The sequence below is a fragment of the Ectobacillus funiculus genome, from assembly GCF_004138295.1.
In the GTDB taxonomy this organism is placed as follows: Bacteria; Bacillota; Bacilli; order Bacillales; family Bacillaceae_G; genus Ectobacillus; species Ectobacillus funiculus.
The window spans coordinates 55,687-76,015 of the sequence record NZ_SCFM01000007.1; the positions used below are offsets into that span (position 1 = coordinate 55,687).

The 20,329-nt window shown below is 44.3% G+C and carries 16 protein-coding genes and 3 pseudogenes; 2 read left to right on the plus strand and 17 right to left on the minus strand.

Going from position 1 to position 20,329, the window contains the following annotated elements; translation table 11 throughout:
* Positions 1-589: 589 nt before the first annotated feature.
* The 7 genes from EP737_RS06565 to EP737_RS06595 form a co-directional block, all read right to left on the minus strand.
* Positions 590-1,633 (minus strand): anti-sigma factor domain-containing protein, encoded by a 1,044-nt coding sequence (locus EP737_RS06565; RefSeq protein WP_129727139.1) that lies wholly within the window; start codon positions 1,631-1,633, stop codon positions 590-592.
* Positions 1,630-2,352 (minus strand): RNA polymerase sigma-I factor, encoded by a 723-nt coding sequence (gene sigI / locus EP737_RS06570; protein ID WP_129727140.1) that lies wholly within the window; start codon positions 2,350-2,352, stop codon positions 1,630-1,632. The genes EP737_RS06565 and sigI overlap by 4 nt, the downstream gene beginning before the upstream one ends.
* Positions 2,353-3,027: 675 nt before the next feature.
* Entirely contained in the window at positions 3,028-3,462 is a 435-nt protein-coding gene (locus tag EP737_RS06575; RefSeq protein WP_129727141.1) for a BrxA/BrxB family bacilliredoxin, read from the minus strand.
* A gap of 89 nt (positions 3,463-3,551) precedes the next feature.
* Positions 3,552-4,673 (minus strand): methylmalonyl Co-A mutase-associated GTPase MeaB, encoded by a 1,122-nt coding sequence (gene meaB, locus EP737_RS06580; RefSeq protein ID WP_129727142.1) that lies wholly within the window; start codon positions 4,671-4,673, stop codon positions 3,552-3,554.
* 2 nt (positions 4,674-4,675) lie between these two features.
* Positions 4,676-6,832, minus strand: a complete 2,157-nt coding sequence (gene scpA / locus EP737_RS06585; RefSeq protein WP_129727143.1) for a methylmalonyl-CoA mutase — start codon at positions 6,830-6,832, stop codon at positions 4,676-4,678.
* Positions 6,829-8,859: a methylmalonyl-CoA mutase subunit beta gene (locus tag EP737_RS06590; RefSeq protein ID WP_129727144.1), complete on the minus strand. Its 2,031-nt coding sequence runs from the start codon at positions 8,857-8,859 to the stop codon at positions 6,829-6,831. The genes scpA and EP737_RS06590 overlap by 4 nt, the downstream gene beginning before the upstream one ends.
* Positions 8,860-9,017: 158 nt before the next feature.
* Positions 9,018-9,482 carry an NUDIX hydrolase gene (locus EP737_RS06595; RefSeq protein WP_129727145.1) on the minus strand — a complete coding sequence of 155 codons (465 nt, stop codon included), beginning with the start codon at positions 9,480-9,482 and terminating at the stop codon, positions 9,018-9,020.
* 151 nt (positions 9,483-9,633) lie between these two features.
* Here EP737_RS06595 and EP737_RS06600 point away from each other — a divergent pair, with 151 nt between their 5' ends.
* Positions 9,634-9,786, plus strand: coding sequence for a DUF2639 domain-containing protein (locus EP737_RS06600; protein WP_129727146.1), 153 nt, complete (start codon positions 9,634-9,636; stop codon positions 9,784-9,786).
* Between the two features lie 30 nt (positions 9,787-9,816).
* On the opposite strand, the gene EP737_RS06605 is transcribed toward EP737_RS06600, so the two are convergent.
* Positions 9,817-10,095 carry a hypothetical protein gene (locus tag EP737_RS06605; protein WP_129727147.1) on the minus strand — a complete coding sequence of 93 codons (279 nt, stop codon included), beginning with the start codon at positions 10,093-10,095 and terminating at the stop codon, positions 9,817-9,819.
* Positions 10,096-10,673: 578 nt separating this feature from the next.
* Between EP737_RS06605 and EP737_RS06610 the strand changes: the two are divergent.
* Positions 10,674-11,300, plus strand: a pseudogene (locus EP737_RS06610) (lysozyme family protein); the annotation flags it as partial.
* Positions 11,301-11,519: 219 nt separating this feature from the next.
* Here the strand turns inward: EP737_RS06610 and EP737_RS06615 are convergent.
* The 9 genes and pseudogenes from EP737_RS06615 to EP737_RS06645 form a co-directional block, all read right to left on the minus strand.
* Positions 11,520-12,497: pseudogene (locus EP737_RS06615) on the minus strand (dihydrolipoamide acetyltransferase family protein); the annotation flags it as partial.
* 165 nt (positions 12,498-12,662) lie between these two features.
* A pseudogene (locus EP737_RS26840) lies at positions 12,663-12,830 on the minus strand (biotin/lipoyl-containing protein); the annotation flags it as partial.
* A 17-nt stretch (positions 12,831-12,847) separates the two neighbouring features.
* On the minus strand, positions 12,848-13,831 hold the full coding sequence (locus tag EP737_RS06620) for an alpha-ketoacid dehydrogenase subunit beta (RefSeq protein ID WP_129727150.1): 984 nt from the start codon (positions 13,829-13,831) through the stop codon (positions 12,848-12,850).
* Between the two features lie 14 nt (positions 13,832-13,845).
* Complete coding sequence (locus EP737_RS06625; protein ID WP_129727151.1) at positions 13,846-14,844, minus strand: thiamine pyrophosphate-dependent dehydrogenase E1 component subunit alpha; 999 nt, start codon at positions 14,842-14,844, stop codon at positions 13,846-13,848.
* A 17-nt stretch (positions 14,845-14,861) separates the two neighbouring features.
* Positions 14,862-16,283, minus strand: coding sequence for a dihydrolipoyl dehydrogenase (lpdA, locus tag EP737_RS06630; RefSeq protein ID WP_129727152.1), 1,422 nt, complete (start codon positions 16,281-16,283; stop codon positions 14,862-14,864).
* A gap of 102 nt (positions 16,284-16,385) precedes the next feature.
* Positions 16,386-16,592, minus strand: coding sequence for a hypothetical protein (locus EP737_RS06635; protein WP_129727153.1), 207 nt, complete (start codon positions 16,590-16,592; stop codon positions 16,386-16,388).
* A 47-nt stretch (positions 16,593-16,639) separates the two neighbouring features.
* On the minus strand, positions 16,640-17,734 hold the full coding sequence (gene bcd, locus EP737_RS06640) for a branched-chain amino acid dehydrogenase (RefSeq protein ID WP_129727154.1): 1,095 nt from the start codon (positions 17,732-17,734) through the stop codon (positions 16,640-16,642).
* 334 nt (positions 17,735-18,068) lie between these two features.
* Positions 18,069-18,194 (minus strand): hypothetical protein, encoded by a 126-nt coding sequence (locus tag EP737_RS26505; protein WP_281278876.1) that lies wholly within the window; start codon positions 18,192-18,194, stop codon positions 18,069-18,071.
* Between the two features lie 84 nt (positions 18,195-18,278).
* A complete protein-coding gene (locus EP737_RS06645) occupies positions 18,279-20,318 on the minus strand; it encodes a sigma-54 interaction domain-containing protein (protein ID WP_129727155.1) in 2,040 nt (679 codons plus the stop codon).
* Positions 20,319-20,329: the final 11 nt, after the last annotated feature.

The following is a 20,329-nucleotide window of genomic DNA, read 5'->3' on the forward strand; positions in this document are numbered from 1 at the left end:
TTGTTATCGAAAGAAATCCACTCTTTTATAAAGAGACTATTCATTATTTTTATTCGACAGAATGTATTTTAACACACGTACATATTTATGCAATATTAAATTATCATTTCAAACAACCCAAAAACACTGTTTTATTAGCATAAAAACTAAAAAATCCCATAATATAAACTTTTTTAATATATTTATTTTGACTATACTGAAGTTTCTTTATATTTTTTGTTTTCTGAATTTATATTTATAAACATTTAAATGTTAAGTTATCATGATATTTTTATTGTAAATAAAGAAAACATGCCAATTGGCGAAGACAGAGGCGTAATTGCCTTTATGCTTTGTTCTTAAAATTTCTCGCTACGTCGAATTATCTTCCAGCTAGCAATTTCTTAAGTCATAAAGAAAACTCGCCGATTGGTGAGGACAGAAACGTAGTCGCCCTTATACTTTATTCCTAAAATTTCCTGCTATATCAAATTTGCTTCTAGCTGAAAATTTATACTTTGTTAAAATGTAAAAAAAGTGCAGGAAACAGAATGTTTTTGCGTTTTTTTATAAGGATAGACACGTATAACTTAGCATTACGGATCCTTATTTAATCATGCTTATTTTGTTTATGATTATCTTGTCCATCATTATCCTGTCTATGTTCATTTTGTTTATGATCATCTTGCTTATCATTATTTTGCTTTTCTTCTTTATCTCCGCCATTCTTTTTTTTCGTTGCTGTGCTTACGTTTTCTTGCTTGTCTTGTTTGTATTCTTTCTTCTGCTGTCCTTTTTCCACTGCCTTCTCTGTCTCTTGCTTGATCTCCCTTTGTTGTGGCGGAACTGTGTTAGCGTTATTACTCGGAGCAAGAGGCACTTCCTTTTGTTTCTCCTCAGATTGCTGAACCGGCTGAGACTTTGGTGTTTCTTGCTGGGGAGTCGGCGCCTGCTCTAGCTTCCTATTCTCCTCTTGCTTTTGCTGTAACCTCTCCTTCTCCCGCTTCATATAGATACCGGTCGAAACACCTGCTCGTTTCGCATTCTCACGTACCTGCATCGTGCCTTTTTGGCACACTACTGTTACCGATTCTTTTTCATATGTCTTTTGCACTGTTGTAACAATGTCATCTATACGCTTCTCAATTTGTTTGTCCGCCCCGCTTGCTGCGACAGACGTAATTGTCACTTGTTTCTCCGCTTTTAAATAACCGTCCTGCTGTGATCGCTTGACAATAGCGTGTATTACTTTAGACAAAGATTCACCTTCCCCTGCCTTCAGCTTACTAAGCACTCTCCGGCCATCTTCATTATATGCCTCAAGCTTTAGGACATGCATCTCGCTGTCTACGCTTATTTCAAGACTCGGATTGATATCAACCGCTACGTATGCCATTGCCTTATCTTCCGCAGGACTATTAAAAAACAACCACAAACATGCGGCAAGCACACTGCTTGCCGCGAAGGCAAATCGCTTCGAGCAGAAAAAAAACAAGAGTTTGCTGCGTTGCTGGATTCTCTCTGCTTGGGGAAAGAAAATCTCTTCTCCAATTTCGTATTCTCTGTGCTGTCTCTTGCATTTGACGAATTCCCCCTCCGAAGTTAAAACAAGCACACTCTGTTTCTGCACTTCCATAACTATGCCTCTATTCATAGTCCTTCCCCCAATTTTATATATTCCTTCAAATATACATACTCATTAAGCAGCACAATACACATGGCAATGATATATTTTCTGTGCCGCTCAAGCGTTTTACGGCTGACCCGTACTTTTGTTTCTAGCTGTTTTAAGGGTAGACGCTTCTTGTGAAACAGCTCTTCAGTCAATCCTTCCTCCTGCACAATCATTTGAGCGATTTCAACAAGACACTCACGTGTATCACGATGCTTTGGCGAGTCGTTTACAAGGTCTGAGAAGGAAATACGAAATTGACCGAGCATTTGCTGGAAATGAAGAATTTCCTCCTTACGATTCTCGTTCTCCATACTGTCTAGATAGTCCATTAATGACATTCGCATTTCGTACACATCTTCTTGCTGGTCTTCTTGTAAAAAGACAAAATTGTGACGGGCTTCTTTTCGCAAGTAGTCGATCACATCTCTTTTTATAAGAAGATCAGCAAACGCGAAAAAGGACTTTCCTTTTTTATAGGAATACTGCTCAATCGCCTGATGGAGTGCGAATAAGCCAATGCTGAATTCATCATCCTGCTCAGTAATGTAACGCTTGCATACAGAAGAGACAGCTTTTCGGATAAATGGCTTATATTGCAGAAGAAAGGCTTCCTTGTCGCCTTTTCCTTCTTGTAGCGCTTTTATGGTATCCTCTGCGGTTTGTTTCGGTTTTACCGCTTGCCATAATAAGCTCAGCATGCTCCCACCACCCCCTTGTTCAACAAATGACAGAACGGTCACCTCTCCGGGAAGTGACCATTGCCGCCTGTCCTATTCTTTATCTTTTCCTTTATGCTTGCTGTGTGCTTCCTGTTCCGCTTTTTTCTGCTCGTACTTCGCAGCTGAAGCGGTTTTTCTAAATTATTCGTTTCAATCGCTAAACGAATACCTAAAGCGAAGTTTTCCTAACCGCTGTTTCATTATGTCTTCCCCCATTTGCTTTGGCCATTATATATATTCGGATTCAACATTTTTTTTAAGGGGGTAGCAGAACGAATTCTTTTTTGTACTTTAAGAAAGTATAAATTTCTAGCTAGGAGACAATTCGACGTAGTGAGAAATTTTAGGAATAAAGTATAGGTGCAACTACGCCTCTGTCTTCGCCAATCGGCGAGTTTTCTTTATAAAAAATAGAAGGAAATGTTATAAACAAAGAGGCAGTTTCCGTACAAAAACAACCAAGACACAAAATGCGCAGTTCAGGCCTAGTTCATTCATAGAAGCTTGCCTTGTGTTTCTTACCACGGAAGACGCTTTTTTCCTTTTGCGGAGAAGCTTACTTTGCAGAAGGGGGAGACTATAGAGGTTAGACATCATCCTAAAGAGAGAGGCTTTCTTAAAGTGTACAGTAAAAAAAGCCGGCAGAGCCGACTTTTATACTTCTTCACAATATTGGTCAAAGTAGCCTTGCAGCTTTTCAATAACCTGCATCGGCGAGTGCCCTTCAATTTCATGGCGTTCAACCATTTTTAAAATTTTCCCGTCCTTCAGCAGCGCAAATGACGGAGAAGATGGCGGATAGCCTTCAAAGTATTCACGTGCACGCGCAGTTGCTTCCTTGTCTTGACCGGCAAACACCGTTACAAGCTGATCAGGTCGTTTATCGAAATGAACAGAATGTGCTGCTGCAGGACGGGCAATTCCGCCAGCACAGCCGCATACAGAGTTAACCATTACCAGCGTCACACCTGAACGGGCAAAAGCTGCCTCTACCGCTTCTGCGTCATGTAATTCTGTATAACCAGCAGCCACGATTTCTTCTCGCGCTTGTCGAACAACATCATTCATAAAAAAATTGAAGTTTACCATTTACATTTCCTCCTCGGCACACATAACCTTTTTCTTATCTTACCAAGAGTAAGTAGAGAAATACAACTTTAACGCACAAAGCCAGCTGCTCACGGACGATCAGTAGAACGCTGAAACCTATCATAATCATCCATCAGCTGCAGGGCAGCTGATGTTACGGTTTGGGTTCCGTTTGCAATCGCATTCTCTGCCAATGCAAGCCGCTCTTTTATAAACGGATTATCAAAAAAGCGCTGCTCCAGCTGCTCACGAATAGACGCATATAGCCAATTTCTCTTTTGTGCATTCCGTCTTTTTTCAAGTATGCCCGCTGCTGCTATGGTGTCTTGAAACTGCTGCACAGCGTACCAAAACTCCTCAAGCCCCTGACAATGAAGCGCGGAGCAAGATCCGACATACGTCTCCCATCCGTCTGTAGCCGGAAGAAAGAGCCGGGACATTTGCTTATAAAGAGCTACGGTTTGCTGCACACGAATGATATTGTCTCCATCCGCCTTGTTAATTACAATTCCATCGACCAGCTCTAAAATACCTCGTTTGATTCCCTGCAGCTCATCTCCGGCACCTGTTAAGGTAAGCAATAAAAAGAAATCAACCATATCGCGAACGCTTCCTTCGCTCTGTCCGACACCGACTGTTTCTACTAAAATAACATTATATCCCGCAGCCTCGCACACAAGCAATGTTTCTCTCGTCCGCCGGTTCACACCGCCAAGTGCGCCGCTGGAAGGGGATGGACGCACAAATGCGTTCGGATGCTGGACGAGCTTTTCCATCCTGGTTTTATCTCCAAGAATGCTGCCCCCTGTTAAAGTACTGCTCGGATCAACCGCTAAGACAGCTACCTTGTACCCCCTTTGGCAAAGCATCGTTCCCAGCGCTTCAATAAATGTGCTCTTCCCGGCACCTGGCACACCAGTAATCCCAATGCGAATTGCATGTCCGGCGTGCGGCAGCAGCCGTTGAATCAGTTTCTGCGCCTTTTGCTGATGCCTTGCAGCGCTGCTTTCCATCAGTGTAATCGCCTGTGCTAAAAGCGTGCGATGATTGTTTCTGACCCCTTCTTCTAATTCTTCAATTGTTACTGCTTTTTTCCGAAAAGCCCGCTTTGCTGCCGGCAGCTGCGCACTCCCCTTCATCACTGATGTTGTGAAAGCATCCTGACTGTCCCCGTTCTCCGGCATCCATTCCGGTCGTTTATGCTGCTCCATCGTTACTCCACATCCTCATCACTGAGACGGTGCTGAATTTCCTCCAGCATTTTCTCAGCTGCTAATGGAATAATGGTTCCCGGTCCAAACACAGCTGCTGCGCCATGCTCATATAAAAATGCATAGTCCTGCACCGGAATAACGCCGCCGACAACAACAACGATATCCTCACGGCCAAGCTTTTGCAATGCTTCCATAAGCTGCGGCAGCAGCGTTTTATGCCCGCCAGCAAGCGAGCTCATACCTACGCAGTGCACATCGTTTTCGACTGCTTGGCGCGCTGCCTCCTCCGGCGTCTGAAATAGCGGTCCAATATCTACATCAAAGCCAAGATCAGCATAGGCAGTTGCCACAACCTTAGCTCCGCGGTCATGGCCATCCTGTCCAAGCTTCACCATGAGAATACGCGGTCTGCGTCCTTCACGCTGGGCAAATGCAGCAATGCTTCTGCGGACGCGCTCTATTTCATCCTGCTTTTCATACTCGGAATGATATACGCCGCTTACAGATTGAATAACCGCCTTATGGCGACCGGCAACACGTTCAATGGCATAGGAAATTTCGCCGAGTGTCGCACGTACGCGAGCCGCCTCAATTGATAGAGCAAGTAGATTTCCTTCGCCCGTTTCTGTTGCTTTCGCAATGGCTTGAAGAGCATGCTGCACTCGCTGCTCGTCTCTGGAGTGCTTTAATTCCTCTAACCTTGCAATTTGCTTCTTTAAAACGGCTGTATTATCGATATTTAAAATTTCAAGCGGCTGCTCAGATTCTAAACGATATTTGTTCACACCAATAATCGGTTCCTTGCCAGAGTCAATATGCGCTTGCCTGCGTGCAGCTGCCTCCTCAATCCGAAGCTTTGGGATTCCTTTTTCAATTGCCTTTGTCATGCCTCCTAAGCTCTCAATTTCTTTCATATGCTCCATAGCACGCTCCATGATTTGTGCAGTAAGTGTTTCTACATAATACGAACCGCCCCATGGGTCAATTACGGAACAAATTCCGGTTTCCTCCTGTAGATACAGCTGTGTATTGCGTGCAATGCGCGCCGAAAAATCTGTTGGAAGTGCAATCGCTTCATCTAAAGCATTCGTATGCAGCGACTGTGTATGACCAAGGGCTGCGGCAAGCGCCTCAATGCACGTGCGTGTGACGTTATTAAACGGATCCTGCGCTGTTAAGCTCCAGCCTGATGTTTGTGAGTGCGTACGCAATGCTAACGACTTGCTATCCTTTGGATGAAATTGCTTCATTAGCTTTGCCCATAGCAAACGCCCGGCACGCATTTTCGCTACTTCCATAAAGTAATTCATTCCAATCGCCCAGAAAAACGATAAGCGCGGCGCGAACGAATCAACCGCAAGGCCAGCCTTAAGGCCAGTGCGCACATATTCCACGCCGTTTAAAAGCGTATATGCGAGCTCTAAATCAGCCGGTGCTCCCGCCTCCTGCAGATGATAGCCCGAAATACTAATGCTGTTGAATTTTGGCATATGTTTGGAAGTGTATGAGAAAATATCAGCAATAATACGCATCGATGTTTTCGGCGGGTAAATATACGTGTTCCGTACCATATACTCCTTTAAAATATCATTTTGAATTGTCCCGGACAGCTGCTCCTGCCTCACGCCCTGCTCCTCGGCCGTAACGATGTAAAAAGCGAGCACTGGAAGCACCGCACCGTTCATCGTCATCGAAACGGACATTCGGTCGAGCGGAATACCGTCAAACAAGATTTTCATATCTAAAATGGAATCGATAGCTACACCCGCTTTGCCGACATCACCAACAACGCGTGGATGATCTGAATCATAGCCGCGATGTGTTGCTAAATCAAAGGCAACCGATAGTCCCTTTTGTCCCGCAGCTAGATTGCGTTTGTAAAAAGCATTGCTTTCCTCTGCAGTAGAAAAGCCCGCATATTGCCGAACCGTCCAGGGACGGTTTGTGTACATCAACGAGTACGGTCCGCGGTGATACGGAGCAAACCCCGGCTTACAGTCTAGATAATCTAATCCCTGAACATCCTGCTTTGTATAGAACGTTTTTATCTCAATTTTTTCATTAGATGTGTAGGCTACCGCAGCATTCCTTGTCTGCCAGTCTTCCTTTGCGAAGATGCTTGCAAAATCCAATTCGGTAAAATTTGGCATTGTCATACCATCACCTCCAGCTGATTTTGAAGATCAGATAGCAACGGAAGTATTTCCCCTGCTTCTTGTAAAAAATCACTCACTCCGTTTTCCACAAGAAGTTGCTTTTCCTCTTCGGTACACTGCCCAATGGTGAATATATGTCCGGAATATCCAGATTGCACTATATTTGTAATCGCTTCCTTCACTGTACCTAAATCCCCCTCCAGAAACAGCGCAGCAGTTTCCGCTCGGGTCAGCACTGCAATCTCAGCGGTATTCCGCCCTGTTGAAACATGATATCCGCATGCTTCTAACATCGTTTTCACAAGAGAAGATAGTTCTTGACCTTTCGCCTCTGCTCCAATTTGCATGAGTAACGCATGAGGCTGTATTCCTGCTCGTTTCACATATTTTTCTGTTGCCCCGCGTAGTTTTTCAAATGGCTCAGCATCTCTCATAGATCGAATTGGCACAATCTTTTCCCCTGCTCCTGTAAACAGGGCAGTTATTTCACCAATTGTCGTACCGATAGAACAGGCACGCACGAGCTCATTGAGTGTTTGCTCATGATGCAGCGGCAGCTCTTGCCTCATATATTCTTTCAGCAGCCGCTGCTCCTTGTATGCAATTATCTCAGATACACGACGCTGCACCTTTTCCACTAGTTGTCCGTACTTCTCGACTTCTCTTAGCTCATCTTGCTTTACATATACGTTTGTTCCGACAATCTTTTGCTCAAGCGCTGTAATGTTTCGGTAACGCTGCTTAGCAATTTCTGCGATGCTTGTTTGCAGCCATCCTTGCTGTAAAGATGCACTCATGCCGCCCTTTGTTTCAATTTCCTGAAACAGCTTCCACGCCTTTTCGGCAAGCTGCTCCGTTATTGCCTCAACATAATAAGAGCCGCTTGCAGGATCTAACACCTTTGACAGATGCGATTCCCCGCACAAAATGTGCTGAATGTTTCTTGCCCAGCGTTCGCCGTTTTCCTCTGAAATACTAGCTGCTTCGTTGTATGTACTCACGTGGAGAGTGTCTGTCCCGCCTATTATTGCAGAAAATGCCTCTGTTGTGGTGCGAAGAAGATTAACATGGTGGTCGTACAATGTTTTTGTACGTTTTGATGTGCGTGTATGAAGATGAATGGTGGTTTCCTTTGCTCCGAAGCTCTCCGCTGCCTTTTTCCAAAGTACACGGATTGCGCGAAGCTTTGCGATTTCCATAAATAGCTGTGTTCCTACAGAAAAACTAAAGGTCATCTGACGGCATATATCGTCTGCCGTTATCCCTCGCTTGATGCCCTCACGAACATATTGGACAGCAGTCGCAAGCGCTGCCGCCAATTCTTGAACGGCATTCGCCCCGGCATTGTGATACCCGTCCGTCCGTACAAAAATCGTTCGAACTGTCGGCAGATGCTGCTTCGTCCATTTTACTGTGCCTGCAATTGCATCAAAGCTTTGCTGGAGCGTAAACGGTATATATCCTTCCTCTGCAAGACAACCGAGCGGGTCAGCTCCAATCGTTCCTGAAAGTGATGAGCCGCTTTGCTTGCTGTAAGCTGCTGCGATCGCAAGCATCGGCATTGCCCAATAGCCCGTATAAAGGAGGAATGGATGCCTCTCTAATGGTACTCCTTGCAATACATGCTCGAAATCAGATACACAATTGATTGGAGCTCCTGCCTGCAGCACCTCATTCGGAAGTGCCATATCAGAATCTTTTCCTTGCCGCGTAGCTTTATCAAGCAGCACATGCAAAACGCTCTGTCCGTGCTCAATCGCCTGCAGCACCTTTTGATTTGTTTCATCCAAGCTATTTCCAACAAGCTCCTGCGCAATCGTATCTCTGTATATAGGGAATAAGCTTGCAGCTTGCGTAAATCTTGCAGACTGTGCATCTTCTTTTGTATACAAAGGCTTTAACGTAATATTCTCATACGTATCAGTGAAAATGCTATCCAAGGCTGCTCCCTTTAAAGTTTTTTCAGCAAGCTGCTTCCATGCCTCGTAGCTAACATTCTCAAACTCCTGAAACGTGCCTTTCTCCATCCCTTCGCCCCCTTTGTCCTTACTCGGTCCAAAATCGCAAAAAGATTAAATATCTAAAATTATCCTATATTTACAATTATTATAACATAGTATGGAAAATAAATGGAAATTACATCAAACTGTCGAGAAAGAAAGAAAAGCGGACAGTGTCCGCTTTTCTACCCATTCTTTCTTCCCAACAATGCATATGCCTCCACCATTCGTTTATGAGAACCAACCATATCCTCTGGCAGCTTATGAATGTCGAAGAATTGCAGCGCGTAGGCTTCGCTCCGATTCACCGTAAGCTCTCCCTCATAGGCATGTGTATAATACGTTGCCGTTACAGTTTGAAATTCATCTCCATTAGCTAACTTCACAAAATAATTGGGTCCCGAATAGACATCCAGGAGTTGCAGCTGTTGCACCTGCATACCCGTTTCCTCAAATACCTCGCGCCGAGCTGTATCCTCGGGAGATTCCCCAAGTTCCATCAAGCCCCCTGGAAGTCCCCATCTGCCGCGCGGTTCTGTGCGCTGCTGCAGCAGCACATGCTCTTTCTCATCCAGCAAAAGCACAACTGCGCCAAAAAGGATGAGCGGCCTATGTCCGACAAGCTTTCGTAATTCCTCTACATATCCCATATCTGTAAGCCTTTCTGTTTACTCGTATTACGAGTTGATTTGTATACCTTCTCTTCTATTTTATTATGAGTTGTCCTTTTTTGACTTTATAATTTTTTCTTCTCCTCATTGAAAATATTTCATATACATATGGAAAAAGGAGGGGGAACTTGTGGCTTATCTTTACTCAAAAGGCTGGTATATTCAGCAGTTAAAAGCTATTGGGATTTCAAAATTTGAACAAAAGAAGCTTGAACTGTATAAAACGCATGTTATCGCCAATTTATATCGTATTCATATAGAGGAAAAGGAAAAGGAGCAATAAAGAAAACTCGCCGCAATTGGCGAGTTTTCTTTATTGTAAAATCCGTAAATATACCCAAAGCCAAACAGCATTGGATGTCCATAAGCAGGAGAAGAAAGTAAGAAGAAACGCATGATGTAACCGCCTTCTATAGGAATAGGCAACAGAAAAGGAAAAGAAGAGGAACAAGCCAAAGCCGAGACAGCGGAGCGCGTTTTCATAGGTGAGCGAAGCATTCAGTTCCAAATGAACAGCTATAAAAATCGCTTTGTAAAGTGCGTATACCACAGCTGTTAGGATATAAAATATAGCTATTTTCCACATTTTCATATATACTCCCCCCATGAGACAGCAAACAAGAGACATACCGCCTCAGATTTACTAGCGATTCCATCAACGTATCCCAACCGTAAGCTTCACTATTGCCCCTCTAAAGTTAATATCCCTCTCTCCCTATTTCTAATTTATGAAATAAGATTTATTAATTTGTACAAATTTGTATTTTCTACATATATAATGAAATTCCTTTTGAAAACTAGCTTTTCTTCCATGTCACCTCTACTTGTTTACTGAGAATTTTCATTTCAACAAAGGTTGATTCTCATGAGGATCCTACTAGTGATGCTGATAATCATTTTTTTATGAGCAAAATTCAAAACAGAAGAATCACAGCGCATCATTTGTAAGATACTTGTAATCCTTCTCTTGATTAAATGTGTTACTATAACAGAGTATCTGTAATTTCTTGTTTAATGTGAAACTCGCTGCGCTGATTGGCGAGCCCTGCTCCTCGGGCGAAGATAGCAACGTAGTTGCACTTACAGTGTAAAGCTAATCGTAGTCCTTTTATCAATAGGAGTAATTCATTAAGTCTGTGTACATATTTGCAATGGAGGAATAAAGGAACAATGATAAAAAAGCTAATCTTTTCTTTTTTCGTTCTTCTCTTATTACTCATCCCTTTTATTTCTTTCGGACTCGGAGGAAGCGAACTCAAACACACACTAAACCGTTATCTTTCTTCTATCTTTCTAAAAGATACAGCAAAAGTGTTATCCTACCAGCCGAGTATCGAAAAAGAGCTCGATAAGTATAATTTAACCGAGTTTACTCCTTTGCTGTTAGCCATTATGTATCAGGAGAGCGGGGGAGAAGGCAATGACCCCATGCAAGCCTCTGAATCGGCTGGACTAAAAAGAAATGAAATCCAAGACGCCTCTCTCAGCATTCAACAAGGGGTATTCCATTTTTATCAAATGTATACGCTTGGAGTAAAAGAGCATGTAGACATGGAAACGATTATACAAAGCTATAACATGGGGCCGGGATATATCCACTATGTGGCCGCAAATGGCTTTAAGCATAGCGAGAAACTTGCAAAAGATTATTCAAAAATGCAGGTGGACGATCATCCAGATTTGTATACCTGCGGCGGATTTAAAGGGAATTTCCGTTATCCGTATTGCTTCGGGGATTTTACCTATGCTACAAAAGTACAAAAAAAAATCACCCTGATGGAGAAGGTGCTGAAGAGTACTTCTTATGTAAGGATGAGCTTAGAAATCGTCTTATTTAGCGTGAAACATACAAAAAACCAAGGTACAACCTTGGTTTTTTGTATTTGTTGTCACAGACTACGAAAAACTTTGTATATCTTACACCACAAGATGGGATTTCCTACAGTATAATAAAAACCATCACAACTTGCTTACCCTTCTCATAGAGTTGCTGTAGGGCAAACTTCATGTTCATTCTTAGTAGATCGGTGTATGTTCTTCCGATGTATTCTCCAAAATCTCTTTCACACGCGCTAAAAACTTTCCGCAAATTAAGCCGTCTAGTACACGATGATCGAGAGATAGACAAAGATTGACCATGTCACGAATCGCTAACATGTTTCCATTTACAACGACAGGACGCTTTACAATTGTCTCAATCTGTAAAATTGCCGCCTGCGGATAATTGATAATCCCCATCGATTGAACAGAACCGAATGAGCCTGTGTTGTTGACTGTAAATGTTCCGCCCTGCATATCGTCTGGCTTTAAGCTTTTCGTTCGTACTTTCCGCGCAAGTTCGGAAATATCACGAGCGATTCCCTTAATCGTTTTCTCATCCGCGTGCTTAACAACAGGAACAAACAGCTCATTTTCTGTTGCTACCGCAATGGATATGTGAACATCCTTTTTCTGAATAACTGCATCTCCCGCCCACATCGAATTTACTTGCGGGAATTCTTTCAAGGCTTGCGCTACTGCTTTTACAAAAAACGCAAAATATGTCAGGTTGAAACCTTCACGCTGCTTAAATTCATCCTTGATGCGGTCACGATAGGTCACTAGATTCGTTACATCCACCTCAATCATCATCCAAGCATGAGGAATTTCCTGTTTGCTGCGGAGCATATTCGCAGCAATCGTCTTGCGTACACCCGACACAGGAATGACCGCATCACCTTTCATGGCTGGTACAACCACCGCTCGAGGCAGCACCTTTGTTTCAGCAGCCTTTGGCTTATGCTCCTTCTTTGGTTCTTGTGGCACCGCAGGCTCTGGCGCGACTGCCTGCAGCACAGGCTCTGGTACTTCTGCTTGTGGAATTGGGATATTTCCTAATTCTACTAGTTTCAGTAAATCCTTTCGCGTAATGCGCCCGTTTAGTCCGGTACCGCGCACCTGAGCTAAATCAATATTATGCTCCTGTGCAAGCCTTAATACAGCCGGAGAATAGCGAGCTGCTTTGACTGGTGTTTGTGTATCCATACTTTCCTGAATGCCTGCCGTTGCCGCTTCAGCAGATTGTGAAGAAATTTCCTTCTCAATTTCCTCTATCTCCATGATACAAATCGTTTCGCCAACTAAAAGCGTATCTCCTTCACTTGCAACTAATTCTTGAATCACACCTTCAAAGGACGATGGGATTTCTGCGTTTACTTTATCTGTCATTACCTCAGCCAGCGGGTCATACTTCTTCACATGATCTCCTACGGACACAAGCCATCTGCTAATCGTGCCTTCTGTTACGCTCTCACCGAGCTGAGGCATTGTAATTTTTTCACGAGCCATTGTTGTCCCTCCCCCGATTAAAATTCCGCAAGCTCGCGCATCGCTTTTTCAATTTTGTCCGGGTTTACCATGAAGAACTTCTCCATCGGCGGTGCGTACGGCATTGCTGGTACATCTGGCCCTGCGAGACGCTTAATCGGAGCATCTAATTCAAATAAGCAATGTTCTGCAATGATTGCCGCAACCTCGCTCATGACACTGCCCTCTTTATTATCCTCTGTCACAAGGAGCACCTTTCCCGTTTTGGACGCAGCTTCAATAATCGCTTCTTGGTCAAGTGGGTATACTGTGCGCAAATCAAGAATATGAGCGCTGATTCCGTCCTGCGCCAATTTCTCAGCTGCTTGCAGCGCAAAATGCACGCATAAGCCGTATGTGATCACAGTAATGTCCTCACCCTCGCGCTTCACATCTGCTTTACCAATCGGCAGTACATAATCTGTATCCGGCACCTCGCCTTTTATGAGGCGATAGGCGCGCTTATGTTCAAAAAACAGTACAGGATCCGCATCGCGAATCGCTGCCTTTAACAAGCCTTTTGCATCATATGGAGTGGAGGGAATCACAATTTTCAAACCCGGCTGATTCGCGAAAACTGCTTCTACAGATTGCGAGTGATAAAGTGCACCGTGCACACCTCCGCCAAATGGAGCACGGATTGTGACTGGACAAGTCCAGTCATTGTTAGAACGGTAGCGAACTTTTGCCGCCTCGGAAATAATTTGGTTTACAGCGGGCATGATAAAGTCAGCAAATTGCATTTCCGCAACGGGGCGCATCCCGTACATTGCTGCACCGATTGCTACGCCGGCGATGGCAGATTCCGCAAGCGGCGTATCCATAACACGCTCCTCGCCAAAAGCATCATATAAACCTTGCGTCGCTTTAAATACGCCGCCCTTTCGTCCTACGTCCTCCCCTAGCACAAATACGCGTCCGTCTCGCTCCATTTCCTCGCGCATCGCCATTGTAATAGCATCAATAAAAGATATTACCGCCATAAGATGGTTCCCCCTTATTCCCCGTATACGTATCGCAGCGCAGCTTCAGGATCTGCGTAAGGAGCTTGCTCTGCATACTCTGTAGCTTCATTTATAATTGTTGTGATTTCATCCAGCAGCTGCTGTTCTGTCTCATCTGTCAATATGCCGGCTTCTCTCAGATAGAGAGCAAAGGTGTGAACCGGATCGTTTTTCTTTGCCTCCGTTACTTCCTCCTTCGTCCGGTACACGAGGTCATCATCATCGCTTGAGTGCGCCGTTAAACGATAGCAGACAGTTTCAATTAAGGTTGGGCCTTCTCCCCTGCGTGCACGATCAGCAGCTTCCTTCACAACGCGGTAGACCTCAAGCGGATCATTTCCATCTACCGTATATCCTGGCATCCCATACCCAATTGCACGATCTGATACATTTTTACATGCTAATTGCTTTTCAACCGGTATAGAAATTGCATATTTATTATTTTCACACATAAAAATAACAGGAAGCTTATGCACACCGGCAAAGTTTGCTCCTTCGTGAAAGTCTCCTTGATTCGAAGAGCCTTCTCCGAACGTTACAAAGGTGACCAAATCTTTTCCGTCTAATCGTCCGGCAAGCGCAATGCCAACTGCATGAGGCACCTGGGTTGTTACCGGGGAAGATCCGGTAACGATGCGATTTTTCTTTTGTCCAAAGTGACCCGGCATCTGCCGGCCGCCGGAGTTTGGATCCTCCGCCTTCGCAAACGCAGACAGCATAAGCTCCTTTGCGGTCATACCAAATGTTAACACAACGCCCATATCGCGGTAATACGGTAAGATATAATCTTTATCCTGATCGAGTGCAAATGCAGCTCCCACCTGTGCTGCTTCCTGTCCTTGACACGAAACAACAAATGGGATTTTCCCAGCGCGGTTTAATAACCACATCCGTTCGTCAATTTTGCGTGCCAATAGCATCGTCCGATACATATCTAATACCGTTTCATTCGTCAAGCCAAGCTCTTCATGACGCAATGTATTTTGAATCATCAATGTCCCCTCCCAAATTACGAATGCAGCGCTTTTCCATCCACCGCCAAGGCAGCTTCTCCGATTGCTTCAGATAAAGATGGATGCGGGTGAATCGTTTTTCCAATTTCCCACGGTGTCGCATCAAGCACACGCGCCAGCGCTGCTTCAGAAATCATATCTGTTACGTGCGGACCAATCATATGAACACCAAGGATATCATTTGTTCTCTCATCGGCGATGATTTTCACAAATCCGTCCGTGTCTCCGTGGACAAGAGCCTTCCCAATAGCACGAAATGGAAATTTCCCAACCTTCAGCTCATAGCCTTGTTCTTTTGCTTCCTGCTCCGTATAGCCTACGGACGCAGCTTCAGGATTGCTGTACACACATCTAGAAACGTGAGAATAATCAATTGGCTGCGGCTTTTGCTCAGCAATATGCTCTACTCCCAAGATCCCCTCATGTGAGGCAACGTGCGCGAGCTGCAAGCCACCAATCACATCGCCGATTGCATAGATATGTGATTCCTTTGTTTGGTAATATTCATTCGTTTGAATATAACCGTTTTCTAGCACAATGTCCGTATTCTCTAAGCCGATTCCTTCAATATTCGCTTGTCTCCCGACCGAAACAAGCATCGTTTCGGCTGCAAACTCTACTCGCTTGCCTTGGTGCTCTGCTTGAATGGTTACGCCATTTTCCTTTACAAGCGTCTCTGGCAATACTTTCGCGTTAGTCACAATCCGGATGCCTTTTTTCTGCAGAAGGCGTCCCATTTCCTTGGCAATGTCAGCATCCTCAGACGGCAGCACACGGTCGGCATATTCAAGAACTGTAACCTCTGCGCCAAAATCAGCTAGCATTGATGCCCACTCAATCCCAATCACACCACCGCCTACAATGAGAATCGATTTCGGCACCTTCTGCAGTTGCAGAGCATGATCGGAGGACATGACATATACACCGTCTAGCTCCAAGCCAGGAAGGGATCTTGGTCTAGAGCCTGTTGCGATGATTACGTTTTTTGGAAGAAGCATTTCATTTTCTCCCCCGTCACTCATCTCAACAGAAATCGTCCCTGGCATCGGTGAAAAGATAGAAGGTCCTAAAATCCGTCCGTACCCCTCATACACATCAATTTTTCCTTGCTTCATCAAATGCTGTACACCGCGATGCAGCTGATTTACTACGCGATCCACGCGCATTTGCACCTTTGAAAAGTCCAGCGCCACATCGCTTGTGATTACACCAAACTCCTCGCTTTGTTTCGCTATTCTATATACTTCTGCACTGCGCAGCAGCACCTTGCTTGGAATACATCCCGCATGCAAGCAGGTACCGCCAAGCTTGCCTTTTTCCACAAGCGCTGTTTTCAAGCCTAGCTGCGAAGCGCGGATCGCGGCGACATAACCACCTGTACCGCCGCCAATAATGACCAAATCATATTCTGTTGCCATGTTCTTCAGCCCCTGCCTACCATTTCTTCTCGTACAATGTACTCTCTTACACTTTTTTCCTTGCGAAGAGACTGTACCTAAAATGTTATATTTTTTGATCTGTTAAAATAATAGCATCTCTATGCCGATTAACACAGCGCTTGCCGATCCAATCTCCTTTAAAATTTGATATGCCTCGGCTTCCTCGTCATCGTATCCAATCGTTTCTTTTGGAATCGATTGTTTATCGTCAAAGACTTGTATTTTTGTAGAGGTGCTTGCTGCATGGATAAATAGAAATACAAAGCAGAGCGAAGCTTCTCCTTCCATACCATTACGCGAAAAACAGAAGATTTCCTTCTGTCCTCCTTTTTAAATTAACGGCGGCTTAGTATATGATGACCGTTTTGCAAGAACGTGCTTCTTGTATGTTTCATAAGCTCAATACGCTCCTCTGCCAAACGGTCTGCCGCTAGATATGTCGGAATGGCATCTCTCTTTGAAATCTCGAGAACCTTCTCGATATTTTCGTATACTGCTTCCACCTTTTTAAGAGCCCGTTCTCTATTATAACCGTATAGTTCATCTGCCACATTAATCACACCGCCCGCATTAATTACATAATCAGGCGCATAGATAATACCTCTTTCATGCAATGCATCTCCATGACGTGCTTCCTTTAATTGATTATTTGCGGCACCAGCAATAACCTTCGCTTTCATAAGCGGAATTGTTTGGTCGTTTACAGTTGCGCCGAGCGCGCACGGTGCATAAATATCACACTGCACGCCGTAAATATCTTGTGGGTCAACCGCTCTTGCCCCAAATTCGTCTACAGCACGCTGGACCGATTCTTTATGAATATCCGTCACAATAAGCAGGGCTCCCTCTTTATACAAGTACTTGCACAAATTATAAGCTACATTTCCAACACCTTGCACAGCAATTGTTTTTCCGCTTAAGCTATCTGTTCCAAATGCTTCCTTTGCCGCTGCCTTCATGCCGCGATATACACCAAACGCCGTCACTGGAGAAGGATTACCCGAAGAACCAAACGAGGGAGAAATACCCGTTACATAGTCTGTTTCTTCATGAATAATGTCCATATCCGCTACAGTTGTACCAACATCTTCAGCCGTAATGTATCGTCCGTTCAAGCCCTGAATAAAGCGACCAAATGCTCGAAACATTGCTTCGCTTTTATCCCTTCTTGGATCACCGATAATTACCGCTTTGCCGCCTCCTAGGCTCAAACCGGCTGCAGCATTTTTATATGTCATGCCTTTTGCAAGACGAAGAGCATCCTCAATCGCTTCGTCCTCAGACTCATACGTCCACATTCGTGTTCCGCCAAGAGCTGGACCAAGCGTTGTATCATGAATGCAAATAATAGCCTTCAAACCAGAAACACGATCTTGACAAAATAACAATTGTTCATAATCATACTTCTCCATGTACTGGAAAATTTCCACCTTTTGTTCCCCCTTGTATGTCTACCCATGATGGCAAGGCAGTTATCGCTGCCAAAGTTAACGAATAAAGGTTTGTATTCACCGTATCCGAACGCGACGTTACAATAAAGGGGTACTTGCGCCTGCACAATCGCACCGATTCGCATGTGCGACATAAATAAGTCATTTATATAAGATACTGGTTCCATGTTCAGAACGGATCAAGAAAACTCGCCGATTGGCAAGCCATAAGGCGAAGACAGAGGCGTAGTTACACTTACACCTTGTTGAAATTGATACATTCTTAAATGTGTAAAATAGATTGTGTTTTTCGCAACAGCTGCCGTTTCCTTGCCTACCGCGAAATTCTTTCCATCAGCATACCTAAGTCTGTTTCCAGACTTCTTGCTGTTACCTTCACTCCTCTATCAAGCAAATAACGTTCCATTTTCTGTGAAAATGAAAAAATAATCTTATTCATACAATGCGGCAATTGCTTGAAAAACGGCACAGCCTATGTGAAAGAGTGCCAAAAAAACATGCAAAAACCTACACACCATGCAAATTATTGCTTGCTATTTTTTGCATGCTCATATTTCTCAAGTTTATAATACAGGTTTCTAAGAGAGATGCCCAATGCTTTTGCCGTTTTTGTCTTATTGCCCCCAAGCTTGTCTAAATACTCTGTAATAATTCTCCCTTCAAATTCCGTGACGAGCTTCTCCAGCGAAGCCGTCTCTACGAGTGCTTCTGCAGCTTGTTTTACTGTTTCCGCTTCTTTTTCATGAAGAAGTGAGGGTACATGCGAGATATCGATATACATTTCATTATACTTCATAAAAATAACAGCTCTCCCTAAAATATTTTCAAGTTCTCGAACATTTCCCGGCCAATCGTATCGCTGTAAACGCCGCAATGCTGATTCGGTCAGTCCTTCTACATTTCGTCCATAATCTTGATTAATCTTTTGAATCAGCCGTTCCGCAATTGCAGGAATATCTTCCTTCCGCTGCCGCAGCGGCGGGATATAAATCGGAATCTTATTAACCCGATAATATAAATCCTCCCGGAACTTTCCTGCCAAAATCGCTCTCTCTAAATTTACATTCGTAGCTGCAATTACGCGGACGTTTACTGAAATTGGCATGGTGCCGCCTACACGGACAATTTCTTTTTCCTGCAGGACACGCAGCAGCTTTGCTTGCGTGCTCGCTGAGAGCTCGCCAATTTCATCAAGAAAAATACTTCCGTTGTTTGCCTCTTCAAACAATCCTCGTTTTCCGCCGCGCTTTGCACCGGAAAAGGCCCCTTCTTCATAACCAAACAATTCACTTTCCAGAAGCGATTCCGAAAGAGAGGCGCAGTTCACGCGAATAAACTTATTGTACTTACGATTGCTGCCATTATGAATAGCGTGCGCGAACAATTCCTTACCCGTACCGGATTCTCCGCGCAGCAAAACAGTAGCTGGCGTATTTGCCCCAAGTTTTGCCTGTTCAATCGCAAGTGAAATCCCTTCCGAGGAGCCAATAATATCAGCGAACGAATATTTCGCTTCCAGCGTGCGGATAATTTGCCGAGCAAGCTGCAGTTCTCCGGTCAGCTTATGGATTTCAGAAACATCGCGAATCACGCCGACGCTGCCCTTTAGCGTACCGTCTACAATAACTGGTGCGACATTGACAATAACATCACGCTTTTTAGGCCCTACCTTCATTTGAATACCACGGACGGGCCGGCATGTTTGCAGCACCTTCATATGCATGCTCTCTCCCTCGGCAATATCAGCATTTGCAGGTTTTCCAATGACATCCTCCCGCTCTAGCCCAGTCAGTCTCGTGTAGGCGGGATTAATCATGATGCCGCGCCCCTTTTCATCCACAACGGAAATTGCCTCCTCTGAAGAATGGATAATAGCCTCTAGCAGCATTTGAATTTCTTTTAAATTTGTGACTTCTTCTGCTAAGCTCACAACCTCAGTAATATCTTTAAAGACGGCAAACGCCCCCGTTATCTCTCCATCCTCGCTTATAATAGGAATACGCGTTGTAATGAGTTTTGTGCCATTTTCAAGCTCAAGTTCCCGGTGAACCTCAATGGCTCCTGTATGGAGTACACGGGGAAGCTGGCTCCCTGTAATTACCTCTGCTATGTATTTTCCGATGACTTCATTTCCATTATAGCCTGTTATCTGCTCAGCGCTTTTATTAAAGAGCGTAATGCATCCTATCCTGTCGACAACAATCATCCCATCATGAGCGGAGTTGAAAATTAAATCCCTCTGCTCCGATTCCTCCTGCATTTGCACAATCAGCTTTGCGACCGCACTGGGGACAATAACAGCATCCTCCCCTCTTTCCTGCAAAAGTGCTTGATACAGATCCCTTCGTCCTGTCATATCAAAAATAACATGCACTTCTGTTTGTCCAATGACTCTCCAATCCGTTTCCGTTCGAATGCCGAATTGTTTTGCTAGCACAAGTCCTGGTGCTTTCTCATTGCAATCAACCATTATCTTCACATCAAAAATATTCGACTGCTTCAGCATACGTAAAACCGCACTCCCGCCTTTTCCTGCCCCGATAATCATGACTTTTCGCTTCATATTTGTCATCT